13 protein-coding genes and 1 tRNA gene are annotated in these 20,422 nt (G+C 40.8%); 6 read left to right on the forward strand and 8 right to left on the reverse strand.

Translation table 11 applies throughout. The features are described from left to right. Positions 1 to 41 precede the first annotated feature (41 nt). Both D0T50_RS02310 and D0T50_RS02315 read right to left on the reverse strand, forming a co-directional pair. Positions 42 to 2,744: a 4-alpha-glucanotransferase gene (locus D0T50_RS02310; RefSeq protein ID WP_163221580.1), complete on the reverse strand. Its 2,703-nt coding sequence runs from the start codon at positions 2,742 to 2,744 to the stop codon at positions 42 to 44. A gap of 15 nt (positions 2,745 to 2,759) precedes the next feature. Continuing rightward, complete coding sequence (locus D0T50_RS02315) at positions 2,760 to 5,294, reverse strand: adenosylcobalamin-dependent ribonucleoside-diphosphate reductase (RefSeq protein ID WP_163221581.1); 2,535 nt, start codon at positions 5,292 to 5,294, stop codon at positions 2,760 to 2,762. A 413-nt stretch (positions 5,295 to 5,707) separates the two neighbouring features. On the opposite strand from D0T50_RS02315, the gene D0T50_RS02320 reads away from it, so the two are divergent. Continuing rightward, the gene (locus D0T50_RS02320; RefSeq protein WP_163221584.1) at positions 5,708 to 6,448 is read left to right on the forward strand and encodes an NADPH-dependent oxidoreductase; all 741 of its coding nucleotides are present in this window, start codon (positions 5,708 to 5,710) and stop codon (positions 6,446 to 6,448) included. An 84-nt stretch (positions 6,449 to 6,532) separates the two neighbouring features. Here the strand turns inward: D0T50_RS02320 and dnaA are convergent, their stop codons facing one another. From dnaA to D0T50_RS02340, 4 genes are all read right to left on the reverse strand, one after another. Beyond that, positions 6,533 to 7,930, reverse strand: a complete 1,398-nt coding sequence (dnaA, locus tag D0T50_RS02325) for a chromosomal replication initiator protein DnaA (RefSeq protein ID WP_163221586.1) — start codon at positions 7,928 to 7,930, stop codon at positions 6,533 to 6,535. 356 nt (positions 7,931 to 8,286) lie between these two features. Beyond that, positions 8,287 to 9,186, reverse strand: coding sequence for an MlaD family protein (locus D0T50_RS02330; RefSeq protein ID WP_163221588.1), 900 nt, complete (start codon positions 9,184 to 9,186; stop codon positions 8,287 to 8,289). Between the two features lie 7 nt (positions 9,187 to 9,193). Then, positions 9,194 to 10,330: an N-acetylmuramoyl-L-alanine amidase gene (locus D0T50_RS02335; RefSeq protein WP_163221590.1), complete on the reverse strand. Its 1,137-nt coding sequence runs from the start codon at positions 10,328 to 10,330 to the stop codon at positions 9,194 to 9,196. Positions 10,331 to 10,982: 652 nt separating this feature from the next. Beyond that, positions 10,983 to 13,028 carry a TonB-dependent siderophore receptor gene (locus tag D0T50_RS02340; RefSeq protein ID WP_163221592.1) on the reverse strand — a complete coding sequence of 682 codons (2,046 nt, stop codon included), beginning with the start codon at positions 13,026 to 13,028 and terminating at the stop codon, positions 10,983 to 10,985. Between the two features lie 95 nt (positions 13,029 to 13,123). On the opposite strand from D0T50_RS02340, the gene D0T50_RS02345 reads away from it, so the two are divergent. The 3 genes from D0T50_RS02345 (at position 13,124) to D0T50_RS02355 (ending at position 17,418) form a co-directional block, all read left to right on the forward strand. Beyond that, a complete protein-coding gene (locus D0T50_RS02345) occupies positions 13,124 to 14,020 on the forward strand; it encodes a bile acid:sodium symporter family protein (RefSeq protein ID WP_163221594.1) in 897 nt (298 codons plus the stop codon). Beyond that, a complete protein-coding gene (locus D0T50_RS02350) occupies positions 14,017 to 14,553 on the forward strand; it encodes an HD domain-containing protein (RefSeq protein WP_163222192.1) in 537 nt (178 codons plus the stop codon). The genes D0T50_RS02345 and D0T50_RS02350 overlap by 4 nt, the downstream gene beginning before the upstream one ends. A gap of 99 nt (positions 14,554 to 14,652) precedes the next feature. Continuing rightward, positions 14,653 to 17,418 (forward strand): putative LPS assembly protein LptD, encoded by a 2,766-nt coding sequence (locus D0T50_RS02355; protein ID WP_163221597.1) that lies wholly within the window; start codon positions 14,653 to 14,655, stop codon positions 17,416 to 17,418. A 19-nt stretch (positions 17,419 to 17,437) separates the two neighbouring features. Here D0T50_RS02355 and ung read toward each other — a convergent pair whose 3' ends face one another. Beyond that, entirely contained in the window at positions 17,438 to 18,100 is a 663-nt protein-coding gene (gene ung / locus D0T50_RS02360) for a uracil-DNA glycosylase (RefSeq protein WP_163221599.1), read from the reverse strand. An 82-nt stretch (positions 18,101 to 18,182) separates the two neighbouring features. Beyond that, entirely contained in the window at positions 18,183 to 19,220 is a 1,038-nt protein-coding gene (gene asnA, locus D0T50_RS02365; RefSeq protein WP_163221601.1) for an aspartate--ammonia ligase, read from the reverse strand. 263 nt (positions 19,221 to 19,483) lie between these two features. On the opposite strand from asnA, the gene D0T50_RS02370 reads away from it, so the two are divergent. Continuing rightward, positions 19,484 to 19,556 (forward strand) — tRNA-Arg (locus tag D0T50_RS02370). 99 nt (positions 19,557 to 19,655) lie between these two features. After that, complete coding sequence (locus D0T50_RS02375) at positions 19,656 to 20,330, forward strand: hypothetical protein (protein ID WP_163221603.1); 675 nt, start codon at positions 19,656 to 19,658, stop codon at positions 20,328 to 20,330. The last annotated feature ends 92 nt before the right edge of the window (positions 20,331 to 20,422 follow it).

The raw sequence follows: 20,422 nt of genomic DNA on the forward strand, positions 1-20,422 counted from the left end.
CAAAGGGAGGAAGTGATATTTATTTTTACAACAGGCAACTGTTATTTATGCGGATTTCTTGACGTCTGATTTATAAGAGTTTTTATCTGATCGTTTAGATTATTTGCCCTGAGTAGTTCTTCTATTGTAAGGTGCATGCGGTATTGCCAATAGTGTTTTGGATTGGAAGGAATGTTGATTCTCTCTGCTTGCGCATTGGGGTTGCGTAGCTCTGCGTTGATGGACAGCCAGTCTTGCAATGCCAGTATACAGAGCATTGAATTGCTTTCTAAATGATTGTGTACCACCTGATGGCAAATTTCTGCAGTAGCAGTAACAGGTGCAATACCTTGTAGTGCTAACTCTGTATTGAAGTAGCGCTGTGTTTTTGTATAATCTTCTTCCCACCAGCCTCTTAGTGTTGACATATCGTGTGTGGATATTGTACAAACAGATAGGTATGGGTATTTATTGAGGTTTCCGAATTCGCAGTTTGGCTCTTTTGGCATGCGCTGAATTTCCAAACTTAATATACGCAGGTCATTCATAACCCATGAAACGCTTTCCGGAATCATTCCTAAGTCTTCGCCACAAACCATCATGCGAGTGGATTGTGTTAGTTTTGGAAGTTTTTTCATGGCTTGCTGATGCCAAAACTCATTATGACGATGGAAATAAAAATGATTGTATAAATGGTTAAAGGCTTCTTGTTCCTCAGTGGTAAGTTGCTTGTATTGGTAATCGAGTTGTGCGCTGATGCGAGGGTGGAATTTCTCAGGATCTTTGTGGTCGCGCAAGAAAAGCACATTGCTTATTAAACGGTATAACCCATCGCGTATCGAAAGCGAAAAGTTGTCGTTATTTGCAAAGAAGGCTTCTATTTTTCGTTGCGTGTTGAATTCAAAACGTATTCTATATTTTCCTGTATCTCCTATTGGCTCAGTGAATTGTTCCTTTACATAGGTTGCCTGCGAACCAAATAATTGCTCTAAAAACGAATCGTCAATAAGCGGATTAAGGAATCGTTCTTCATCAAAATTGATGCCGTAGCTTGCTACTTCTTCCTTGCTCATAGGGAGTGCAGGGGTAAATTGCCCTAATAATCCATGAACGGCATTGGTCGGTATTTCCCAAATGCGGAAAAAACCTAAAATATGATCAATGCGGTAAGCATCGAAGTATTCTGCCATTTTCTTAAAACGCTTCATCCACCAACTGTAGCCATCCTTCTCCATTACATCCCAGTTGTAAGTGGGGAATCCCCAGTTTTGTCCGTTGACAGAGAAATCGTCGGGTGGAGCACCAGCTTGTCCGGCTAGGTTAAAATAATGAGGTTCTGTCCATGCTTCTACGCTGTTGCGGCTGATACCAATGGGTATATCTCCTTTTAGCACCACACTGTGCTGTCGTGCATAAGTGGTAACTTGGGTTAGCTGCAGGTGTAGGTTGAATTGTATATAAAAATATAGCGCGATGTCTTTGTAATGTGTTTTATCCGGACGGCTATATTCTTTTATCCGGTTTGCATCATAGGTTGCGTGTTCTGGCCATTCCTGAAAGTTGGCAGTGTTATATTTGTCACGCAGATAGCAAAAAAAAGCATACGGTACTAACCATTCTTTATTTTCTTCGAAGAATAGGTTAAATGCGTCCGAAGCCAGGACTTTTGCACCTTCTTGTGCATAAATGAGGTGAAAGTATTCCCATTTAACTCTGTCTACAGCTTCGTAGTCTACCGTTGTTAATGCGTTTAGCTCCTTTTGTTTAATAACAAACTCCTGTGCCTTTTTCTTATCTTTCAATATGCCCATTTGCCCGATATCCATATACATTGGGTGAAAGGCATAAATAGAAATACTATTGTAAGGGTAGGAGTCTGTCCATGTATGATTTATTGTAGTATCGTTGATAGGGAGTATTTGCACAATTTGCTGGTTTGTGATAATTGCCCAGTCTACCATCTGTTTCAAATCGCCAAAGTCGCCTATGCCAAAACTGCTCTCCGAGCGGAGAGAAAAAACAGGAACAGCAACACCGGCCCCTTTCCATACGGGTAAATCGAAGTAGAGTTGTTGTGTAGCAAGAACCAAAGTCTCTTCTTTCCTTAGATGAGGGTCGTCGAGTATATGATTTGATTGGCTTTCCCACATCTCAGCGCGTTGCTCTTGAAGGTTGTACAGAACAAATTTGTACTCAAGCGGATAATTCAACGTGCTGGCATTGAGTGTTATTTGCCATTCGGGAAAGTTGGCATCACTCATGGGGAGTGCTTTGTCTGGATTCCAGTTGCCAAGTAGCTCTTGATTGCCACAAATAGCCAAGCAGCAGTTGTTGTTGATGCGTGGCGCTTGTACTTTGAATAAAATGTTTTTGGAGTGGTGTTCTACAGTTGCACTTCTATGGTGATGTGCTAGTAGTGACTCTGTAAAGGCTGAGCTATAAAAATGTAATTGTTTGGGAATGTCTTGCCAACTATCGTAAATGATGTACGATTGCTGTGAATCTACAGGCAGTTCTAACTTTCTTGGTACGCCTTTCCATTCTTCGCGCACCAAATGCCCGTTCCGAAAAACAAGATAGTGATATTCGATAAATCCATTTGTAGGGCACTCTAACTCTACTTCTACATTCCAGTGTCTTCCGTCTGTAGTATATAACGCAACGCTTCCCTCATCACTTCCCATACCCAACATGGGAGAAGAGCCGGATAACCGGATCTCTTCTCCCCAATTGGTATGGTATTCAATGTGAAATGAGAGTCTCATGTAAGCTGTGAAGTGTTATCCACATTTTGAAGTACCGCAGTTCTTACAGGTTAAGCAACCTTCCTGATATACTAGCGACTCGCTTCCGCAGTTTGGACACTTTTTCCCTAAAGCTTCCGTGCCATCTTGGACATATTTTTTGAGTGCTCGTTCCACACCATTCTTCCAGGTGTTAATGCTTTCGCTATCCAACTGCAAGGAGCTTACTAACTTGATAACTTGTTCGATTGGCATTCTCCATCGTAATACCCCCGAAATTAGTTTGGCGTAGTTCCAGTATTCTTTGTTAAACTTTTCGGATAGCCCTTCGATGGTTGTTTTGTATCCGCGCTTATTTTGGAACTGGAAGTCGTATCGTTTGTTGCCGTTTTCATCAACGTTCTTAATGATTTTTCCGTTTACAACACTCTTAGGTAAAAGAATGCCTTCTTCATCGTCTTGTAATCCGGTGAAAATTTCGTAAGGTCTTCCGTCGAGCAGCCCCACGAATGCAACCCATTTCTCGCGGTTGTTTTGAAAACGAACCACGTCGGCATCTAAAATACGCGGACGAACTTCTACTACCGTTGGTGGTTTGCAAGGTGGCAATTCCTCACTTTCTTTTTTTGTGGAAATAAGCACACCCGAGCGAGAACCATCACGGTAAACTGTACAACCCTTGCACCCCGATTTCCATGCTTCTACATAAAGTGTGTTTACGAGTTCTTCGTCTACGTCGTGTGGCAAATTGATTGTTACACTAATGGAATGGTCTACCCATTTTTGTATTCTTCCCTGCATTTTTACTTTCATTAGCCAGTCTACATCATTGGATGTTGCGTTGTGATAAGGTGACTTGGCTACCAACTCATCAATCTCTTCAGGGGTATATTGCTTTGCAGGGTCATATCCATTGGCTTCCATCCATGTTACGAACTTGTGGTGAAATACCACGTATTCTTCATACGCATCGCCGGTATCATCCACAAAGTCTACGCGGACTTGTGTGTCATTTGGATTTACTTTTCTTCTTCTTCTGTAAACAGGGAGGAATACCGGCTCGATACCTGAAGTGGTTTGTGTCATCAAACTGGTTGTTCCTGTTGGGGCAATCGTTAGACAGGCAATATTACGACGGCCATACTTTTTCATCAGGTCGTATAACTCCGGATCTGCTTCTGCCAACCTATTGATGAAAGGGTTGTTTTGCTCTCTTTCTGTATTGTATACTTCAAATGCGCCACGTTCTTTTGCCATCTCTACAGATGATCGGTAGGCGCAAAGAGCAACTGTTTTGTGTACTTGCTCCGAGAATTCAGTGGCCTTTTCGGTTCCGTATTGAAGTCCTAATGCTGCTAACATATCTCCCTCAGCGGTAATACCTACGCCTGTGCGTCTTCCCTGTGCGCTCTTCTTGTATATTTTCCCCCAGAGTTCGCGTTCTGTACGTTTTACATCCGTTTCTTCGGGGTCTTGTGATACTTTTCCTAGGATTTGTTCTATCTTTTCGAGCTCTAAATCAATAATGTCGTCCATGATGCGTTGTGCCAGGGCTACATGTTTCTTAAACAGTTCAAAGTCGAAATAAGCGTCTTTCTTGAATGGGTTTACTACATACGAGTATAGGTTGATAGCCAACAAACGACATGAATCGTAAGGGCATAACGGAATTTCTCCACACGGGTTGGTGGATACTGTTTTATATCCTAAGTCTGCGTAGCAATCAGGAACGGATTCTTTGATAATGGTGTCCCAAAATAATACACCTGGTTCTGCTGATTTCCATGCATTGTGTACGATTTTCTTCCACAACGTCGAAGCGTCAATTTCTTTACTTGTGGTAGGATTGGCGCTGTCTATTGGATATTGTTGTTTGTATGGTTTCCCATCAATAGCGGCTTGCATAAAGGCATCGTCGAGTTTTACCGAAACGTTGGCACCGGTAACTTTTCCTTCTGTCATTTTTGCATCAATAAATGCTTCTGAGTCGGGATGCTTGATGGAAACACTCAGCATTAATGCGCCACGACGACCATCTTGCGCTACTTCGCGGGTAGAGTTAGAGTAACGTTCCATAAAAGGAACAAGTCCGGTAGAAGTAAGTGCTGAGTTCTTAACAGGAGAGCCTTTGGGACGGATATGCGAAAGGTCATGACCTACGCCACCACGTCTTTTCATTAACTGAACCTGCTCTTCGTCTATTTTTATAATCGCACCATAGGAGTCTGCCTCGCCATCTACGCCAATAACAAAACAGTTTGAAAGAGATGCCACTTGGTAATTGTTGCCAATTCCAGTCATGGGGCTTCCTTGTGGTACAATATATTTAAAGTGGTCTAAAAGCTCATATAACTCTTTAGCACTTAATGCATTGGGGTATTTAGCTTCAATTCGAGCAACTTCATTGGCTATTCTCCAATGCATGTCTTCGGGCGACTTCTCATAGATGTTCCCGAATGAATCTTTTACTGCATATTTGTTGACCCAAACTCTTGCTGCCAACTCATCTCCTTGAAAATATCGTAAAGATTCTTCAAAGGCTTCTTCGTAAGAGTAAATTTGTTTTCCCACGGTGATTTAAACATTAGAAATATTAATAATATTGTTAACTTTAGGCTTAATAGTTTGAACTGTGTATTCAGTTTGCAAAACTATAAATGTTTTTCGGTTGTGCAAAATTAATCGCTTCTATTTTATTAACAATATGCAAAGTTTTCCATTTGCTATTTCTAAGTGTCTTTGTGTTAGGGTGTTATTGATTTTATATGAGTGAAAAGTTTTCCGTTTTGGTGAACTTTGGAATAAAAAACTTTCATATACTTCTCTTTTTTATGTGTTTTTATTGTATTAAATGTTACATCAAGTGAAAAAAATAAATAAGGCTGTTGGTGTATTGGTGGTATAGTTACGAATGATTATGCTAATTAATTGTGCAAATACTTTTTGTTGTGCCTACTTTCTTTTAATTTTGCAATAAAAAGAATATGGAATCTTTGCGAAATAGACGTTCTATCAGAAAGTACAAACAGGATGATGTTCCTGCTGACTTATTAAATGATTTGCTTGAGATGTCTTGTAGGGCATCTACGCTTGGTAATCTTCAGCTGTATAGCATAGTAGTAACTCGTGATCAACAGATGAAAGAAGCTCTTTCGCCGGCTCACTATAATCAACCCATGATTAAGACGGCTCCCGTTGTACTTACTTTTTGTGCTGATTTTCGGCGTGTGTCGAAGTGGTGTGAACAACGGAATGCGCTTCCCGGTTATGATAACTTTCAGTCATTTCTTAATGCAACAATGGATACTTTACTTGTTGCCCAAACCTTTTGCACTGTAGCCGAAGAAAATGGGCTCGGTATCTGTTATATAGGTACTACTACCTACAATTCCGAAATGATTATTGATACATTGAAATTACCTCAATTGGTATTTCCTATAACTACCATCACTTTAGGCTATCCCGCCGAAGAACCTAAGCAAGTTGATCGTTTGCCTCTTGCTGGTGTGATTCACGAAGAATTTTATCACGATTATACTCCCAATGATATTGATGCTATTTATAAGGTAAAGGAGTCATTGCCCGAAAATCTGGAGTTTGTGCGGATAAATAATAAAGAAACATTAGCGCAAATATTTACTGATATACGCTATACAAAGAAAGACAATGAGCTTATTTCTGAAAAGTTGATGAATGTACTTCGTCAGCAGGGGTTTATGAAGTAAGTTTTGTATAATAATATAAAATGAAAAAGAGGCTACTTTGCAAATGCTTGCGGTAGCCTCTTTTTATATTTCCTTCCTTTTTAATCAAATTCTTCTCTTCAGCATGGTTTCTATACTTCCGATATCAGCTCTGAAAGCCTTGTCTACCTCGCATTGGTCTTTAACGATTTTGCATGCATGAAGCACTGTAGCATGGTCTTTTCCACCTATTTGCTGACCGATTTTCGAAGAAGAAGAGTCTGTGTGCTTTTTGGCTAGATACATAGCTACTTGTCTAACTTGCACAATCTCTCTCTTGCGAGATTTGGTATGAATAGCTGTTGGCTCCATCATATAGTGGTTGCATACAGCGGTAATAATCTGATCAATGGTGATGGCTTTATTTTCGCTACGTACTACTTTGCGTACAATTCGTTGCGCCAATTCAAGATCTACATCTTTATTATATACTGCTGAGTAAGCCATGATTGAATTAACCACTCCTTCTAAGTCGCGTACACTCTCGTTTACATTTTCTGCGATGAAGTCTATTACGTCATCCGGAAATTGCAAACCGTCTTTACTTGCTTTGTTTCGTAGAATGTCTTTACGCAGTTCTAAAGAGGGTTTTTCCAACTCTGCAACCATGCCCCATTTGAAGCGGGTAAGCAATCGTTCTTCCATGCCTTGCAGCAAAACCGGCGAACGGTCGGAAGTTAAAATCAGTTGCTTGCCGTTTTGGTGCAAATGATTGAAGATATGAAAGAATGTATTCTGAGTTTTAGTAACTCCGGCAAACTCTTGTATGTCATCAATAATCAATACATCAATGCTTTGATAAAAATTGATGAAATCATTTGTGTTGTTGTTGCGTACCGAATCAGTGTATTGCACTTGAAAAAGATGTGCCGAAACATACAGAACTCTTTTTTCGGCATATTTTTCTTTGATTTTTATACCGATAGCATTGGCAAGGTGGGTTTTTCCCACTCCTGACGCACCATATATAAATAGAGGATTAAACGCTGTTTTTGCCGGGTGTTCAGCTACGGCAGTAGCTACGCTACGCGGCAACTTATTGCTGTATCCTTCAATGAAGTTCTCGAATGTGTATTCGGGACGTAATTGGGGATCCAATTCTTGAAGAACACGTGGTTGATCAACTGCTGTGGTGCTGCTTTTGGAAGTTACTGCTGTGGAATGGTTGTTGCTGGGAAGCGTAGTAGTACCGCTTCCTCCCGAACCTTTATCTACTACTACAGTATACATAAGTTTGGTTCCTTCGCCGATTACTCTATGTAGGGTTGCACGGAGCAAATCTACAAATTTCTCTTCTATGAACTCATAAAAGAATTGGCTTGGGACTTGTAAGGTTAAGGTGTTGTCCTTATATTTCAATGGAACTATAGGAGCAAACCAAGTGTTATAGGTCGTGTCCGGAACATTATCTTTGATAACACAAAGACACTGATTCCAAAGCCCGACATGATCGGTTTCTATCATACGGATATTTAATACACAATTAAACTACTAAGCTGAATTTCTTGTACTGCAAAATTGAGAATCTTATTTTGAAAAAACAAATGGATTTTTTCTTGCTTTTTATGCAGGCAAAATAAACGGTTCGGTTTCAGCTACTTACAAAAAGAGGTTGTATAACACAGTACTCATTGCTTGGATTTTCTTATGGCTCTGACATTCAGTTGATTAACTGGGTTTTTAGTATTCTAGGGAATCTTAATAAAATAAAATAAAACCTGCTAATCACAAAGTAAGAAGCAGGTTTGGAGTGTTTTTTAATGAGAAGCAATAGATGCTTTGTTATTTAGACGTATTCTATTTTTTGGATTCAGTTTTTCTTATTTTTTTCTTCCAAAAAGAGAAAAATGAACGTATCTTTTCGGATGATTTTTTAAATCCTCTAAAAGCATAGAAGCATTTGTGGCTGTACTGTTCAGGTTATTGTATAATTGTGGGTCGTTTAATAGTAATCCGATTGTATTGTCAGGATTATTCAAGTTTTCGGTAAATTGCTTGACGTTAGCCAACGTTTGGTCAATCTTAGTATACATACCGGTTAAGTCCATCTCTTTTAATGTACTGCTAATCTCAACAAAATTGTCGCTGATAGTGTTTAATTTACCAGTGATTTGTGGTATGTCTTTTTGTAGGAGATGGTTAAAACTGGAGGTAGTAATCTCTAAATTTGCAGTGATGTTTTTAACAGACTCCAGTGTTGCAGGGATGTTCTCATTTCTGATTAACGTGTTGAGTCCTGTAAGGATAGAGTCCAGTTTGGGAAGCATTGTTTCAATTTTAGGAACAAAAGCCGCTACTGTTTCCATTATTCCGTTATTCATTGTACCTGGAATAGTGTCGCCTACAGCATGACTTTCGCGTAGGTTATTTACCAACAACAAGTTCATCTTTACGCCGCCAAGCATGTCTGTAACAATCTCGGCCGAACTTCCTTTAGGAATACGCATATCTTTGTCTATTTCTACGGCCACAATAACATTACCGGGCGACTTGAGATCGTACTCAATGTCGTGTACTACGCCCACTTTATAACCATCGGCAAATACCGGACTAGATTTCGTAAGCCCACTGATGTTTGTGTACTTCACATAAAAATAGCTACTTGGTGTAAATATCTGTACCCCTTTCAGGTAGTTGATTCCATAAAAAAGAATGATTAAAGCAACTATGGCTACTATTCCTATTCTAACTTCTTTGGTGAAATATTTGGCTAATTTCATATTTTCTTTATTTGTTTTTCTTTTTGAATTCTTGTATTGCAGTGCTGATGTTAATCTTTTCGTTATTCTTAAAGGCAACGATGAAAGCATCCTTAAAATCGGCAGCTATTTTATTCTTAGTACGCACAATTTCATTGTAATCGGGAGAGGCACCGTAAGTATATTTATAAATGCCTCCTTCTTTGTAATTATCTACTCCTTTTAATCCTTTAAACCGTTTGTCATTAGCGTTAAGCGCGGTTGACGAGGTAAGTATTTGTATCTTAAAGATAGTGCCACCCTCCTTTGGCTTCTCAATTTGCTGTTGCTCGGTTTTTGTCGGAGGCGTATTTTTTACACCTTCTTTGGTCTCTTCAAACCGGGCGTCGTGTTCCTTTTTATATTGCATGAACGCCTGGTATATACTGCTTGCCAGGCTCGAAGTGCCTTGCTCTGTGCTTAGGTAGCGCTCTTCCTCAATAGTAGAAATAAATCCCAACTCTACCAATACACTTGGCATAGCAGTAGCACGTAATACAAGGAATTCTGCTTGGTGCACTCCTTGGTCTACACGTTTGCTGGTACTCTTGAAATGTTTCTGTATTAATGATGCCAGATGTACGCTTTGCGACATATATTTGTCTTGCATAAATTCAAATATAATATACGACTCGGAAGATTTTGGGTCGAAGCCGGCATAACGTGTTTTATAATCACTTTCGTATAAAATAACCGCATTCTCGCGTTTTGCCACATCCAGATTTGCTTCTGATCGTGCCAGCCCCAATGTCCATGTCGAGGCTCCTTTGGGCTGTCTGGGTTTGGGCACGGCATTAGTGTGTATTGAGATGAAAAGGTCTGCTTTGGCGTTATTTGCTATCTCGGCACGACGATTTAGTGCTATGAAAACGTCTTTTTCGCGCGTGTAAACCACTTTTACATCTTTGCAATTCTTCTTGATGAGATTTCCAAGCTTCAGGGCAACCTTTAGGTTAATATCTTTTTCCTTAGAAGATTTTCCCACGGCTCCGGGGTCTTTGCCACCATGTCCGGCGTCGATAACCACAACAAAATCCTTGCTCCACGCCGTTTCTATAAAAGCTGTCGACAGAAACAATGTGAGAAAAAACACACAGGGCCATATTTGTTTTTTGCGGAACTTCATATTTTGACTCCGCAAAGGTATTCGTTTTTTGCAGAAAACTCAATATTTGCATTTAAGTTTTCATAATTTTATGAGAAAGAGTAAGATTAGTTGAGGGTTTTTGTGTTAGAATCACCAAGAAATAGATTGAGCTGTTTTTATTCATCTTGTCTTTAAAGAAAGGAAATCCCATACTCTAAAACAGCGGTTATTTTGACAATTCCCCAAATATCTACGTTATAGAGAGTTAATGCCGATTTGGAAATCTCGCCTAAAAACCTTATCTTTAGTATAGCAAAGATATACGGATAGTATATGTAAACGGAGGCGGGAAACCAGGTGTTTTTCGCCTCCGTTTTTTTAGTTTTTTCTCTAAACGTGTTAAACACGACTTACTCCCGTGGTAACCACTAATGCTTGGAGTGGTTACCGTTTTTATCCTTTGTGGTTACCACGAAGTCAAAAATGGTTACCACCGATGCAAAAATAGTGTGAAAAAAGGACCCGATTTCTCGCATCGCGGTTTGTGTGATATTACAAAAAGGAATCTCTTCTTTTCGGGAAAAACAAAGAGTTAATAGTCTATAAAAATGTAAGAACGAAATAGGCTGTCGATTAGTTATATTATTATACATATCTAACCGGCAGCCATACTTCCTTTCTTCTTAATCTTTTATAAATTGATTCTATACTTAACACCCGCCTTTAGCCACAAACCGGGTTGTGGAATGTTGCCATGATCGTGGTACGTACGATCAAAAAGGTTGGTTGCTTCCACAAAGAGGTTGTATTTCTCGGTATTCCAAAATAATTTGGCGTCGAGCAGGCAAAAAGGTGAATAGGCAACCAGTGTGCCTGTTTTTTCAGCCTCTTTGTATTCCTCGTAGCTACCCACGCGGTCTTGAAAGCGAAAAGCCCAACTGGCATGTAGTCTCTTCCATACACGATGTTCCAAGCGTGCCACAAATTTGTGTCGGAGATACTCCGAAGCGTAGCTCGATTTATAGATTACCACGTCGTCGTGCCGCTTTTGGTGTATATAGGCATAGCCAATATTCAGTTTATCGAGGAAGCAGTTCTCGCCAAACAACTGTTTGAAATAAAGGGTAGTGGCAAACTCGAGCCCCATGTTGTCTAATTCAAAGTTGGCGGTGTGATATGCGTCATCAGCATGATACTTAACCCAGTCTATCATGTTCTTTCCTTTATTATAAAAACCACCCAAATAGACATCGATATAAGGTTTTCGAAAGCGTACTCCAAGATTTATGGCTTCGGTTTCTTCGGGCTTCAACCCGATATTTCCTAACAGGTTGTCGCTTTTATAATATAGATCGGTGAATGTTGGCATACGCAAGGCTTTATTCCACGAGGCAAAGAGTTTCCACCCGGTAGTAGGACGGTAAGAAATATCTATGCCGGGGTAGAGCCGATACTTGTGATCCAGCGCGGTATTCATATTTGCCATTACCCCCATGGAGATAGTAACCTTAGACAGCAAGATATTATGCTCCGCGTAATAGCTGATGTTGGTGCGATTATCTTTCTTGTTGAAGTAGATGCCGTCCTCACCAGACACTTTTACATACTCTTCTTCGGAAAGTATTTTGCCTACATTCGTACTGAGAATACCTTCGTTGCGCAGTTCAACACCAAAAGCGGTTTTGCCCAATGAAGTGTTGAAGTAGGCGTTTAAGTTAGCGCCATATACATCGGTCATGTGATAATTTTCACCGTAGTTGGTAGTACGTTGCAATTTGTAATGATCGTGTGTGCGGTTCCAGTAGAGAGTGGGGGTGAAGTGTAATTTCCCTTTAGTCTCTGCCTGTATCGAAACAAAGTACCGTCGAAGTTCTTCGTATTGATCGGGGAAAGCCGCCGAATAGAATGTGTTGGCTCCAAATGCTTGGTTGCTAATGCCGAGTTGCCACCTTACATCTACCTCTTGCGAGGTGTATGTACCTTGATAGTAGCTCCTCGCCACACGGAAATCGCTGTTCTCGGTAGCTCCATCGCTTCGCCCGAATTGCCCGGAAACTTGGTTGCTGAGCGCACCTCGCGTGTAATTAACTCTGGCTCCTCCGTTAAAATACCCGTAACTACCTCCTGCAGCGTGTGCCGACACATGACTTTGGCGGTCATTGCGCGTAACAATATTGATGGCTCCCGTAAAAGCTGACGTGCCGAATACGCGTGCTGCGGGTCCTTCGAGCACTTCGATACGTTCAATATCGTCCATGGAAACAGGAAAGTCGGCGGTGTGATGACCGGTTTGGGGATTGGTGAGGTTTACCCCGTTGAGAAGAATGGTGAGCTGATCGAATGTTCCTCCGCGTACTGATATGTCTGTTTGGATGCCCATTTCGCCTCGCTGGCGCACATCCACTCCTACAGCATACTTCAGGAGGTCGTTAATACTTTGCACTGCCGCCGCCTGAATATCTGCGCGCGAAAGTACAGTTACCATTTTTGCCGACTCGCTTTCGGTCAGCGGAACGCGTGTGCCGGTAACTTCAATCTCTTCCAACTCATAGCTTTGTTGCAGAGCGGGAGCATCGACTTGCGCCGTTGCTGTTCCAACACCGGCTGAGTATACGGTGGCTACTGCCAATACGCCGATATTGAACTCCCTCTTCAGACTGCAAAACACAGCATAGGGTTTGTGAGAGAACTGTTTCCAGCGGTACACACCACGTTCGGTAAACTTGTTCTTGTTCATTGTTAATAAAATTGGTTAATACTAAATTCGCTGCAAAGGTGCAAAAAACCTACTTATCCATAACTCTCAAGCAGAAACTTTTTATCTTTGCCGGCATGATTACATTTTTGAAGAATTGGACACTTCCCGTTGCTATGCTGATGGGCGTTTTGGGTTATCCGCTATTTGGGAGATTAGGATTTCTTACGCCTTATCTCATTTTCGCGATGTTGTTGCTCACTTTCTGCAAATTATCTTTGTCGGAACTGAAACCTCGTCCGCTACATTTCTGGTTGTTATTGATACAGATGGTTGGCGCACTGGCTGCCTACCTGTTGCTTGCTCCTGTTAATAAAATATTGGCGCAAGGGTTGGTTATCTGTTTTATTTGCCCCACAGCAACCTCGGCTGCGGTAATTACCGCTAAGCTTGGTGGTAGCGCAGCAAGTGTGAGTTGTTACACCTTATTGATTAATATAGGCGTGGCAATTGCTGTTCCGTTATTCTTTCCATTGATAGAGTCTAAACCCGATATAACCTTCTGGCAGGCATCTCTTGCCATTCTTAGTCGTGTGTTTTTGTTGTTGATTTGTCCTATTATTACCGCTTGGATTATACAACGCTACCTGCTCAAAGCACAACGCGCGTTGGCTTACTACCCCGATCTTGCGTTTTATTTGTGGGCTTTTGCGTTAACCATTATTTCGTCACAAATATTATCTACACTTCTTCATTATGATGCCGATATGCTCACAGCACTGCTTATGGCAGGAAGTACATTGGTGTTGTGTTGCTTGCAGTTCTTTTTGGGTAAAACAATAGGCTCGGTATACAATGACAGAGTCAGTGGCGGACAAGCGCTGGGGCAGAAGAATACGATTTTAGCAATATGGATGGCACAAACATATCTAAATCCGCTTTCGGCAATAGGACCTGGCTTTTATGTGTTGTGGCAAAATGTGGTAAATTCGTGGCAGTTATGGAAGAAACGAAAGAAAGAAGAAACCAAATGAACCCGCTTGCTCTTATCAATAAATACTATCCCGAAGGTAGTCCCGTACGCGATATTCTCATCACACATAGTCGCCTTGTAGCCGAGAAAGCTCTTGCTATAGCCGATGCTCACCCCGAACTGCAAATGGACAAAACATTTATTTATGAGGCAGCCATGCTTCATGACATAGGCGTGTTTTTGACGAATGCTCCCGATATCTTTTGTACCGGGACAGCTCCTTACATTGCACATGGCTATCTTGGGGCCGATTTGGTTCGCGAAGAAGGATATCCTGCACATGCATTGGTTTGCGAACGACATACCGGAGCGGGTTTGTCTTTACAAGAGATTATCAGTCGTGAATTACCTCTTCCGCATAGAGAAATGACCCCGGTGAGTTTGGAGGAAAAAGTAATTTGTTTTGCGGATAAGTTCTTTTCTAAGACACATATCGAGAAGGAGAAAAGCCTGAAAAAGGCACGAAAAAGTATCGCTAAACATGGCGAAGAAGGACTTTTACGCTTCGATTCGTGGTGTGAACTATTCCTGTAAAGGCACTAAAAAATAATTAAAAACACGGAATAGAAACTGTATTTAATGGATAATGTGTACTTTTGCCACTTGTAGCGTAATAATTAGTATTTTTCGTCCTTGAAAGCAAGAACAATAATATCACTCGTACTCCTGTTACTCTTTTTAATCTTTCCCGATGATGCTATGGCTCAGCGGCGAAGAAGAGGAGAATCTTTCTCTGATTCGCCAAGGGAATTGCTAAACCCAACGGCTCCTGCAGATTCGCTAAGCAATGATTCTATCCCTCTTCCTGCTATTCCAGACTCATTAGCTGTGTCGGATTCCAAAAAGAAAGATGGTTTGAATGCACCTGTAGAATACGAGGCCAATGACTCTATTGTCTTTACGGCTGGTGGTTATGTGCATTTGTATGGTAGCGGTAAGGTGAACTACGAAAAGATAGAACTGACTTCTGAAATCATCTCTATGAATATGGATAGCAGTACGGTTTTTGCGCGAGGTGTACAAGATTCTATCGGAAACGTTACGGGTACTCCTGTCTTCAAAGATGGTGATACGGGTTACGAAACCAAAACCATGCGTTACAATTTCAAAAGTAAACGAGGATATATTAGTAATGTGGTGACCCAGCAAGGCGAAGGCTATGTAACGGGTAACAATGCTAAAAAAGGAACAAACGACGAACTTTTTATGCAGCACGGACGCTACACCACGTGCGACCATCACGACCATCCACACTTTTACCTGCAAATGACACGGGCTAAGGTACGCCCGAAGAAAAATGTGGTTACTGGTCCGGCTTATTTAGTGGTAGAAGATGTACCGCTTCCCTTTGCCGTGCCATTCTTTTTCTTTCCGTTTAATAGTAGTTACTCTTCCGGATTTATTATGCCTACCTATATGGATGACTCCTCTCGCGGTTTTGGTTTGACGGGTGGTGGGTACTATTTTGCCATAGATGATAAAAAAGATATGAAGCTACTTGCCGATATCTATACGCGTGGTTCGTGGGCATTGGCGGTAGAATCAAACTATATAAAAAGATATAAATACTCGGGTGCGTTTCAGATGAATTACCAGGTAACGAAAACCGGTGATAAAAATGCGGATGATTATTTGGTCTCTAAAGACTTTAAGGTGGTGTGGTCGCATAGGCAAGATGCTAAAGCAAGCCCTAATAGTAGCTTCTCGGCACAAGTAAACTTCTCTACCAGTAGCTACGAACGGCAGAATGTGAACAACCTTTATAACCCTAACTTGATGGCGCAAAATACCAAGACATCAAGTGTGAGCTATTCGCGAACTTTTCCGGAACAGAAACTAACTATTTCGAGTACTTTTAACATTGCTCAATCTATGAGAGACTCTTCCATTGCGGTAACTTTACCTGATATGAACATCTCACTGAGTCGCCTTTACCCCTTTAAGCGAAAACGAGCGGTAGGGCAGGAGCGTTGGTACGAGAAAATATCGCTTAGTTACACCGGACAGTTGAGAAACAGCATTACGACCAAGGATGATCAACTGTTTAAGTCTAACTTGGTAAAAGACTGGAAGAATGGTATGAGCCATAGCATTCCCGTCAGCGCTACCTTTACAGCATTTAAATATTTCAATATCACCCCTTCTTTTAATTATCGCGAGAAATGGCTCACGCATAAGGTGGAGCAAGAGTGGAGCGCGACCGATAATAGACTAATGCCTACCGATACTATCTACGGCTTTTATCGTCTTTATGATTATGACATGAGTCTTAGCTTAAATACGAAATTGTATGGTATGTATCAGCCATTATTCAAGGCGGCAAAAGAGCGCGAAGTAATGATACGCCACGTCTTTACCCCACAGATAAGTCTTAGCAATGCACCCGATTTTGGTGCCTCTCATTACGGCTATTGGGAAACAGTGGAATATATAGATGCCAACGGTATGCCTCGCACACAAACATATTCTCCTTATGCCGGACAGATATATTCTCCTCCCGGTCAGGGTAAAAGGCAATCCATCTCTTTTGACGTCGCCAATAATATAGAGATGAAATATAAGTCCCTTAAGGACTCTACCTACCGCAAGGTAAGTATTATTGATGAGTTGGGTGGTAATATCTCTTACAATGCAGCTGCCGACTCCATGAACTGGAGTAACCTGAATTTACGCTTACGCTTGAAATATGGTAAAAAAACATTCAGTATGAATGCGGTTTTTGCTACCTACGCTTATGAGTTTAATAATAAAGGCGAAGTGTATGTGGGTAAGAAAACGGAGTGGTCGTATGGACGATTCGGTAGATTTCAAGGGTGGAGCAACTCTTTTAGCTATACGCTGAACAACGATACGTTCAAGAAACTGTTTGGCAAAGATAAAGACAAGGATGAGAAAGATAATAAGAAAGGTGGAAAAGACTCGAATGCCGACCCCAATGATCTCGATTCCGATTTGAATGACGAAGAGGATACTACCCCCGAGAAGAAAGTAGAGAAAGCACAGGCAGGAGCAGATGGCTATCAGGAGTTTAAGATGCCGTGGTCGTTTAATATCAACTATCGAATTAATATTACCGAAAACAGGAAAGCGGATATTAACCCCAAGTCTATGCGCTATCCATACAAGGTAACACATAATCTGAACTGTGGCGGTAATATAAAGCTATCTAATAAATGGTCTGTAACCTTTAATTCCGGTTACGATTTTGAATACAAAAAGATAACGCAAACCACATTTAGCATCAGCCGGGACTTGCACTGTTGGAATATGTCTGCCAGCTTAACTCCTTTTGGTGTGTACAAATCTTATAACTTCACGATTCGTGCCAGTGCCAGTATCCTACAAGACTTGAAGTGGGAGCAAAGAAGCCAGACACAGAGTAATATACGGTGGTATTAAACCGTTTTGTATTGCTGTTCTACCAACAAATTTCCTCTTCTCCGTGCTCTTTTAAGTATTCGTTTGTGCGACTAAAGTGCTTATTCCCAAAGAAACCGTTATATGCCGAAAGAGGTGATGGATGTGCCGATGCCAATACAAGGTGTTTGCTCCGGTCAATAAATGCTCCTTTGCGTTGTGCGTAGGATCCCCAAAGAATAAACACGAGATGTTCGCGCTGTGATGCCAGCGCATGTATGGCAGCGTCGGTAAATGCTTCCCAACCTTTATTTTGATGCGAACCGGCTTGGTGTGCCCGTACTGTAAGGGTAGCGTTGAGCAATAGCACTCCCTGTTCTGCCCAGCGGGTAAGATTGCCCGATGCGGGTGGGTCAATCCCTATATCGCTTTTTATTTCCTTAAAGATGTTGACCAAAGACGGTGGAAACTTTACTCCATCGTTGACCGAGAAACACAGCCCGTGTGCTTGTCCCGGTCCGTGATATGGGTCTTGTCCTATTATAACTACCTTTACTTTGTTAAAAGGACACAGGTTAAAGGCATTGAATATTAGTTTACCGGGTGGGTAAATGGGGTGTTGCCCGTATTCGGTTCTGACAAAATTTGTTAGTGCACAGAAATAATCTTTCTCAAATTCCGGTTGTAGCTGTGTTTTCCAGCTTTCTTCTATTTGTACATTCATAAGGCAAAAATAAGATAAATAAAAACAAAACGACGCAGAAAGAGTATTCTTTCCGCGTCGTTAAAATATTTATGTCGAACTATTAAATAAGAGGCATATTGTGTGCCGCACATTCTTCTCTCATCTTTTCGGGCCAGATACTTGCTTGTATTTCGCCAATGTGCGCCTTGCGCAGGTAGTACATACAAAGTCTTGACTGTCCGATACCTCCACCAATCGAAAGCGGAAGTTTACCCTCTATCAGGCGTTTGTGAAACAAAAGTTCGAGCCTTTTCTCTTCTCCTTCTTGCTCTAACTGCTTCAAAAGAGTTTTCTTGTCTACGCGAATACCCATAGATGAAAGTTCGCAAGAGCGTTGCAGAATATCATTCCATACCAATAAGTCGCCATTAAGACCAGGTAAGTTTTTTAATCCGGGAGTGGTGTAATCATCGTAGTCGGGTGCGCGACCATCATGTTTTTTTCCATCCCCCAATTTACCACCAATACCAATGATAAATACCGCTCCGTATTTTCTACAAATAGCATCTTCTCTGCCTTTGCTATCCAGGTCGGGGTATTGCAGACGTAGCTCTTCGGAATGTATGAAGTGTAATTTCTCGGGCAGTTGTGGCTTTATATGCGGATACATCTCGTATACCATATACTCCGTGCGCACCATAGCTGCAAATATACGTGATACGATTTCGATAAGAAAATCCGCATTCCGCTCTTCGGCAGTCATTACCCGTTCCCAGTCCCACTGGTCAACATATAGCGAGTGCAAGTTTCCCAGTTCTTCATCAGCGCGTATGGCGTTCATATCTGTATAGATGCCATAACCCGGTTCGATATTATAATCTCCAAGCGTCATTCTTTTCCACTTAGCCAATGAGTGTACCACTTCGGCTTGTACGTCGTTCATGTCTTTTATTGGAAATGCAACAGCACGTTCCACACCATTCAAGTCGTCGTTAATACCCATTCCTTTGAGTACGAATAGTGGTGCTGTAACACGTCTTAACCGCAGTTCCGACGATAGATTTGTTTGGAAGAAATCTTTTATCTGTTTGATCCCAAGTTCTGTTTGTTTCAAATCAAGCGTCGGTTTGTATCCCTCCGGCTTTATTAAGTAGCTCATATATTATCAGTTGATTATGTATATTTGTTGGCAAATATAGTAGTTATTTTGTATATTGTACTCATCTTTGGTTAAATTATTGTCAAAATGTTTGTGTTTTTGCTTTGTTTGGTTTCAAAATAACATATCATTTGTGTTTCTTGATATGCTTTTGATACGCCTTCTTTGTAAACTATATGTTCATTGATATCTGACGAATGTAAATAAAAGGAAGAAATCGTTAGGCAGTTGCTTCTCTTTTGCTTATTTTTGCACCCGGTTTTGGCTCCGTAGCTTAGTGAATAGAGCGTCAGATTCCGGTTCTGAAGGTCGTGCGTTTGAATCGCACCGGGGTCACTTAGGGAAACGCTAAACGTCTAATATGTAGGCATTTAGCGTTTTTTCTTTGTGCCATTTGCACAACATTTGCACAACTTGAATATTTACTTAGATGATATGGAAGAATCATACAACAGAGAATTAGATTTAGTCTTAAACGAAATAAGTGAATTAAAAAAAGAATTCATAGACTGCTCCACGGAAATATTGAAGGCAGGGAATTCATCTTTATATTTATTGGATTTTCTTGTATCAGCAATAATGAATAGGGCTATTTCATTGATTAATGCCTATGTCTGTTTGGCGAAAGATAATAATTATTTATCTGCCGTTCCTCTTATTAGATTGCAAGTAGACAATGTGTTGTCTTTTTATGCCTCTATGCTTGTGAAAGATTCGGGGAATTTTGCACGGCATTTTTTAGACGGTAAGGATATAAAAGATTATAAAAGCTTTGAGGGCAAGAATTTGAGCAATAATTATTTAGCTAAAAAAATAGATGAAACCTTTCCCGGTATATTAAAATTGTACAGAGATACATGTGCTTTTATACATTTAAGTAATAAATACTTTTCTCCTATTGCACAAATTAAAAAAGGGACAAAGAGGACTATTGAAGTTAGGATTGGTTCGTATGATGTGTATAGTGGAGATGAAAAATTGAAATTCTCCAGGTCTATGTTAGAAGTGTCAAAGGCTTTGATTATTATCGTTAGACAATGGGGAATTGAGAAGGATAGATTAGTTGCTTTGCCTGAAGATGAGAAAAGTAAGTACGGGCGTGTTTTGTAATGTCTGATATTGAACCCTTGCTCAATTTTGAGCAACCCCTTAGATATGTATAACCGGAACAAAAAAGAACGGCTAACAATAACCGTTCCTTT

The organism is Bacteroides sp. 214, from assembly GCF_010501015.1.
Classification (GTDB): domain Bacteria; phylum Bacteroidota; class Bacteroidia; order Bacteroidales; family Bacteroidaceae; genus Bacteroides.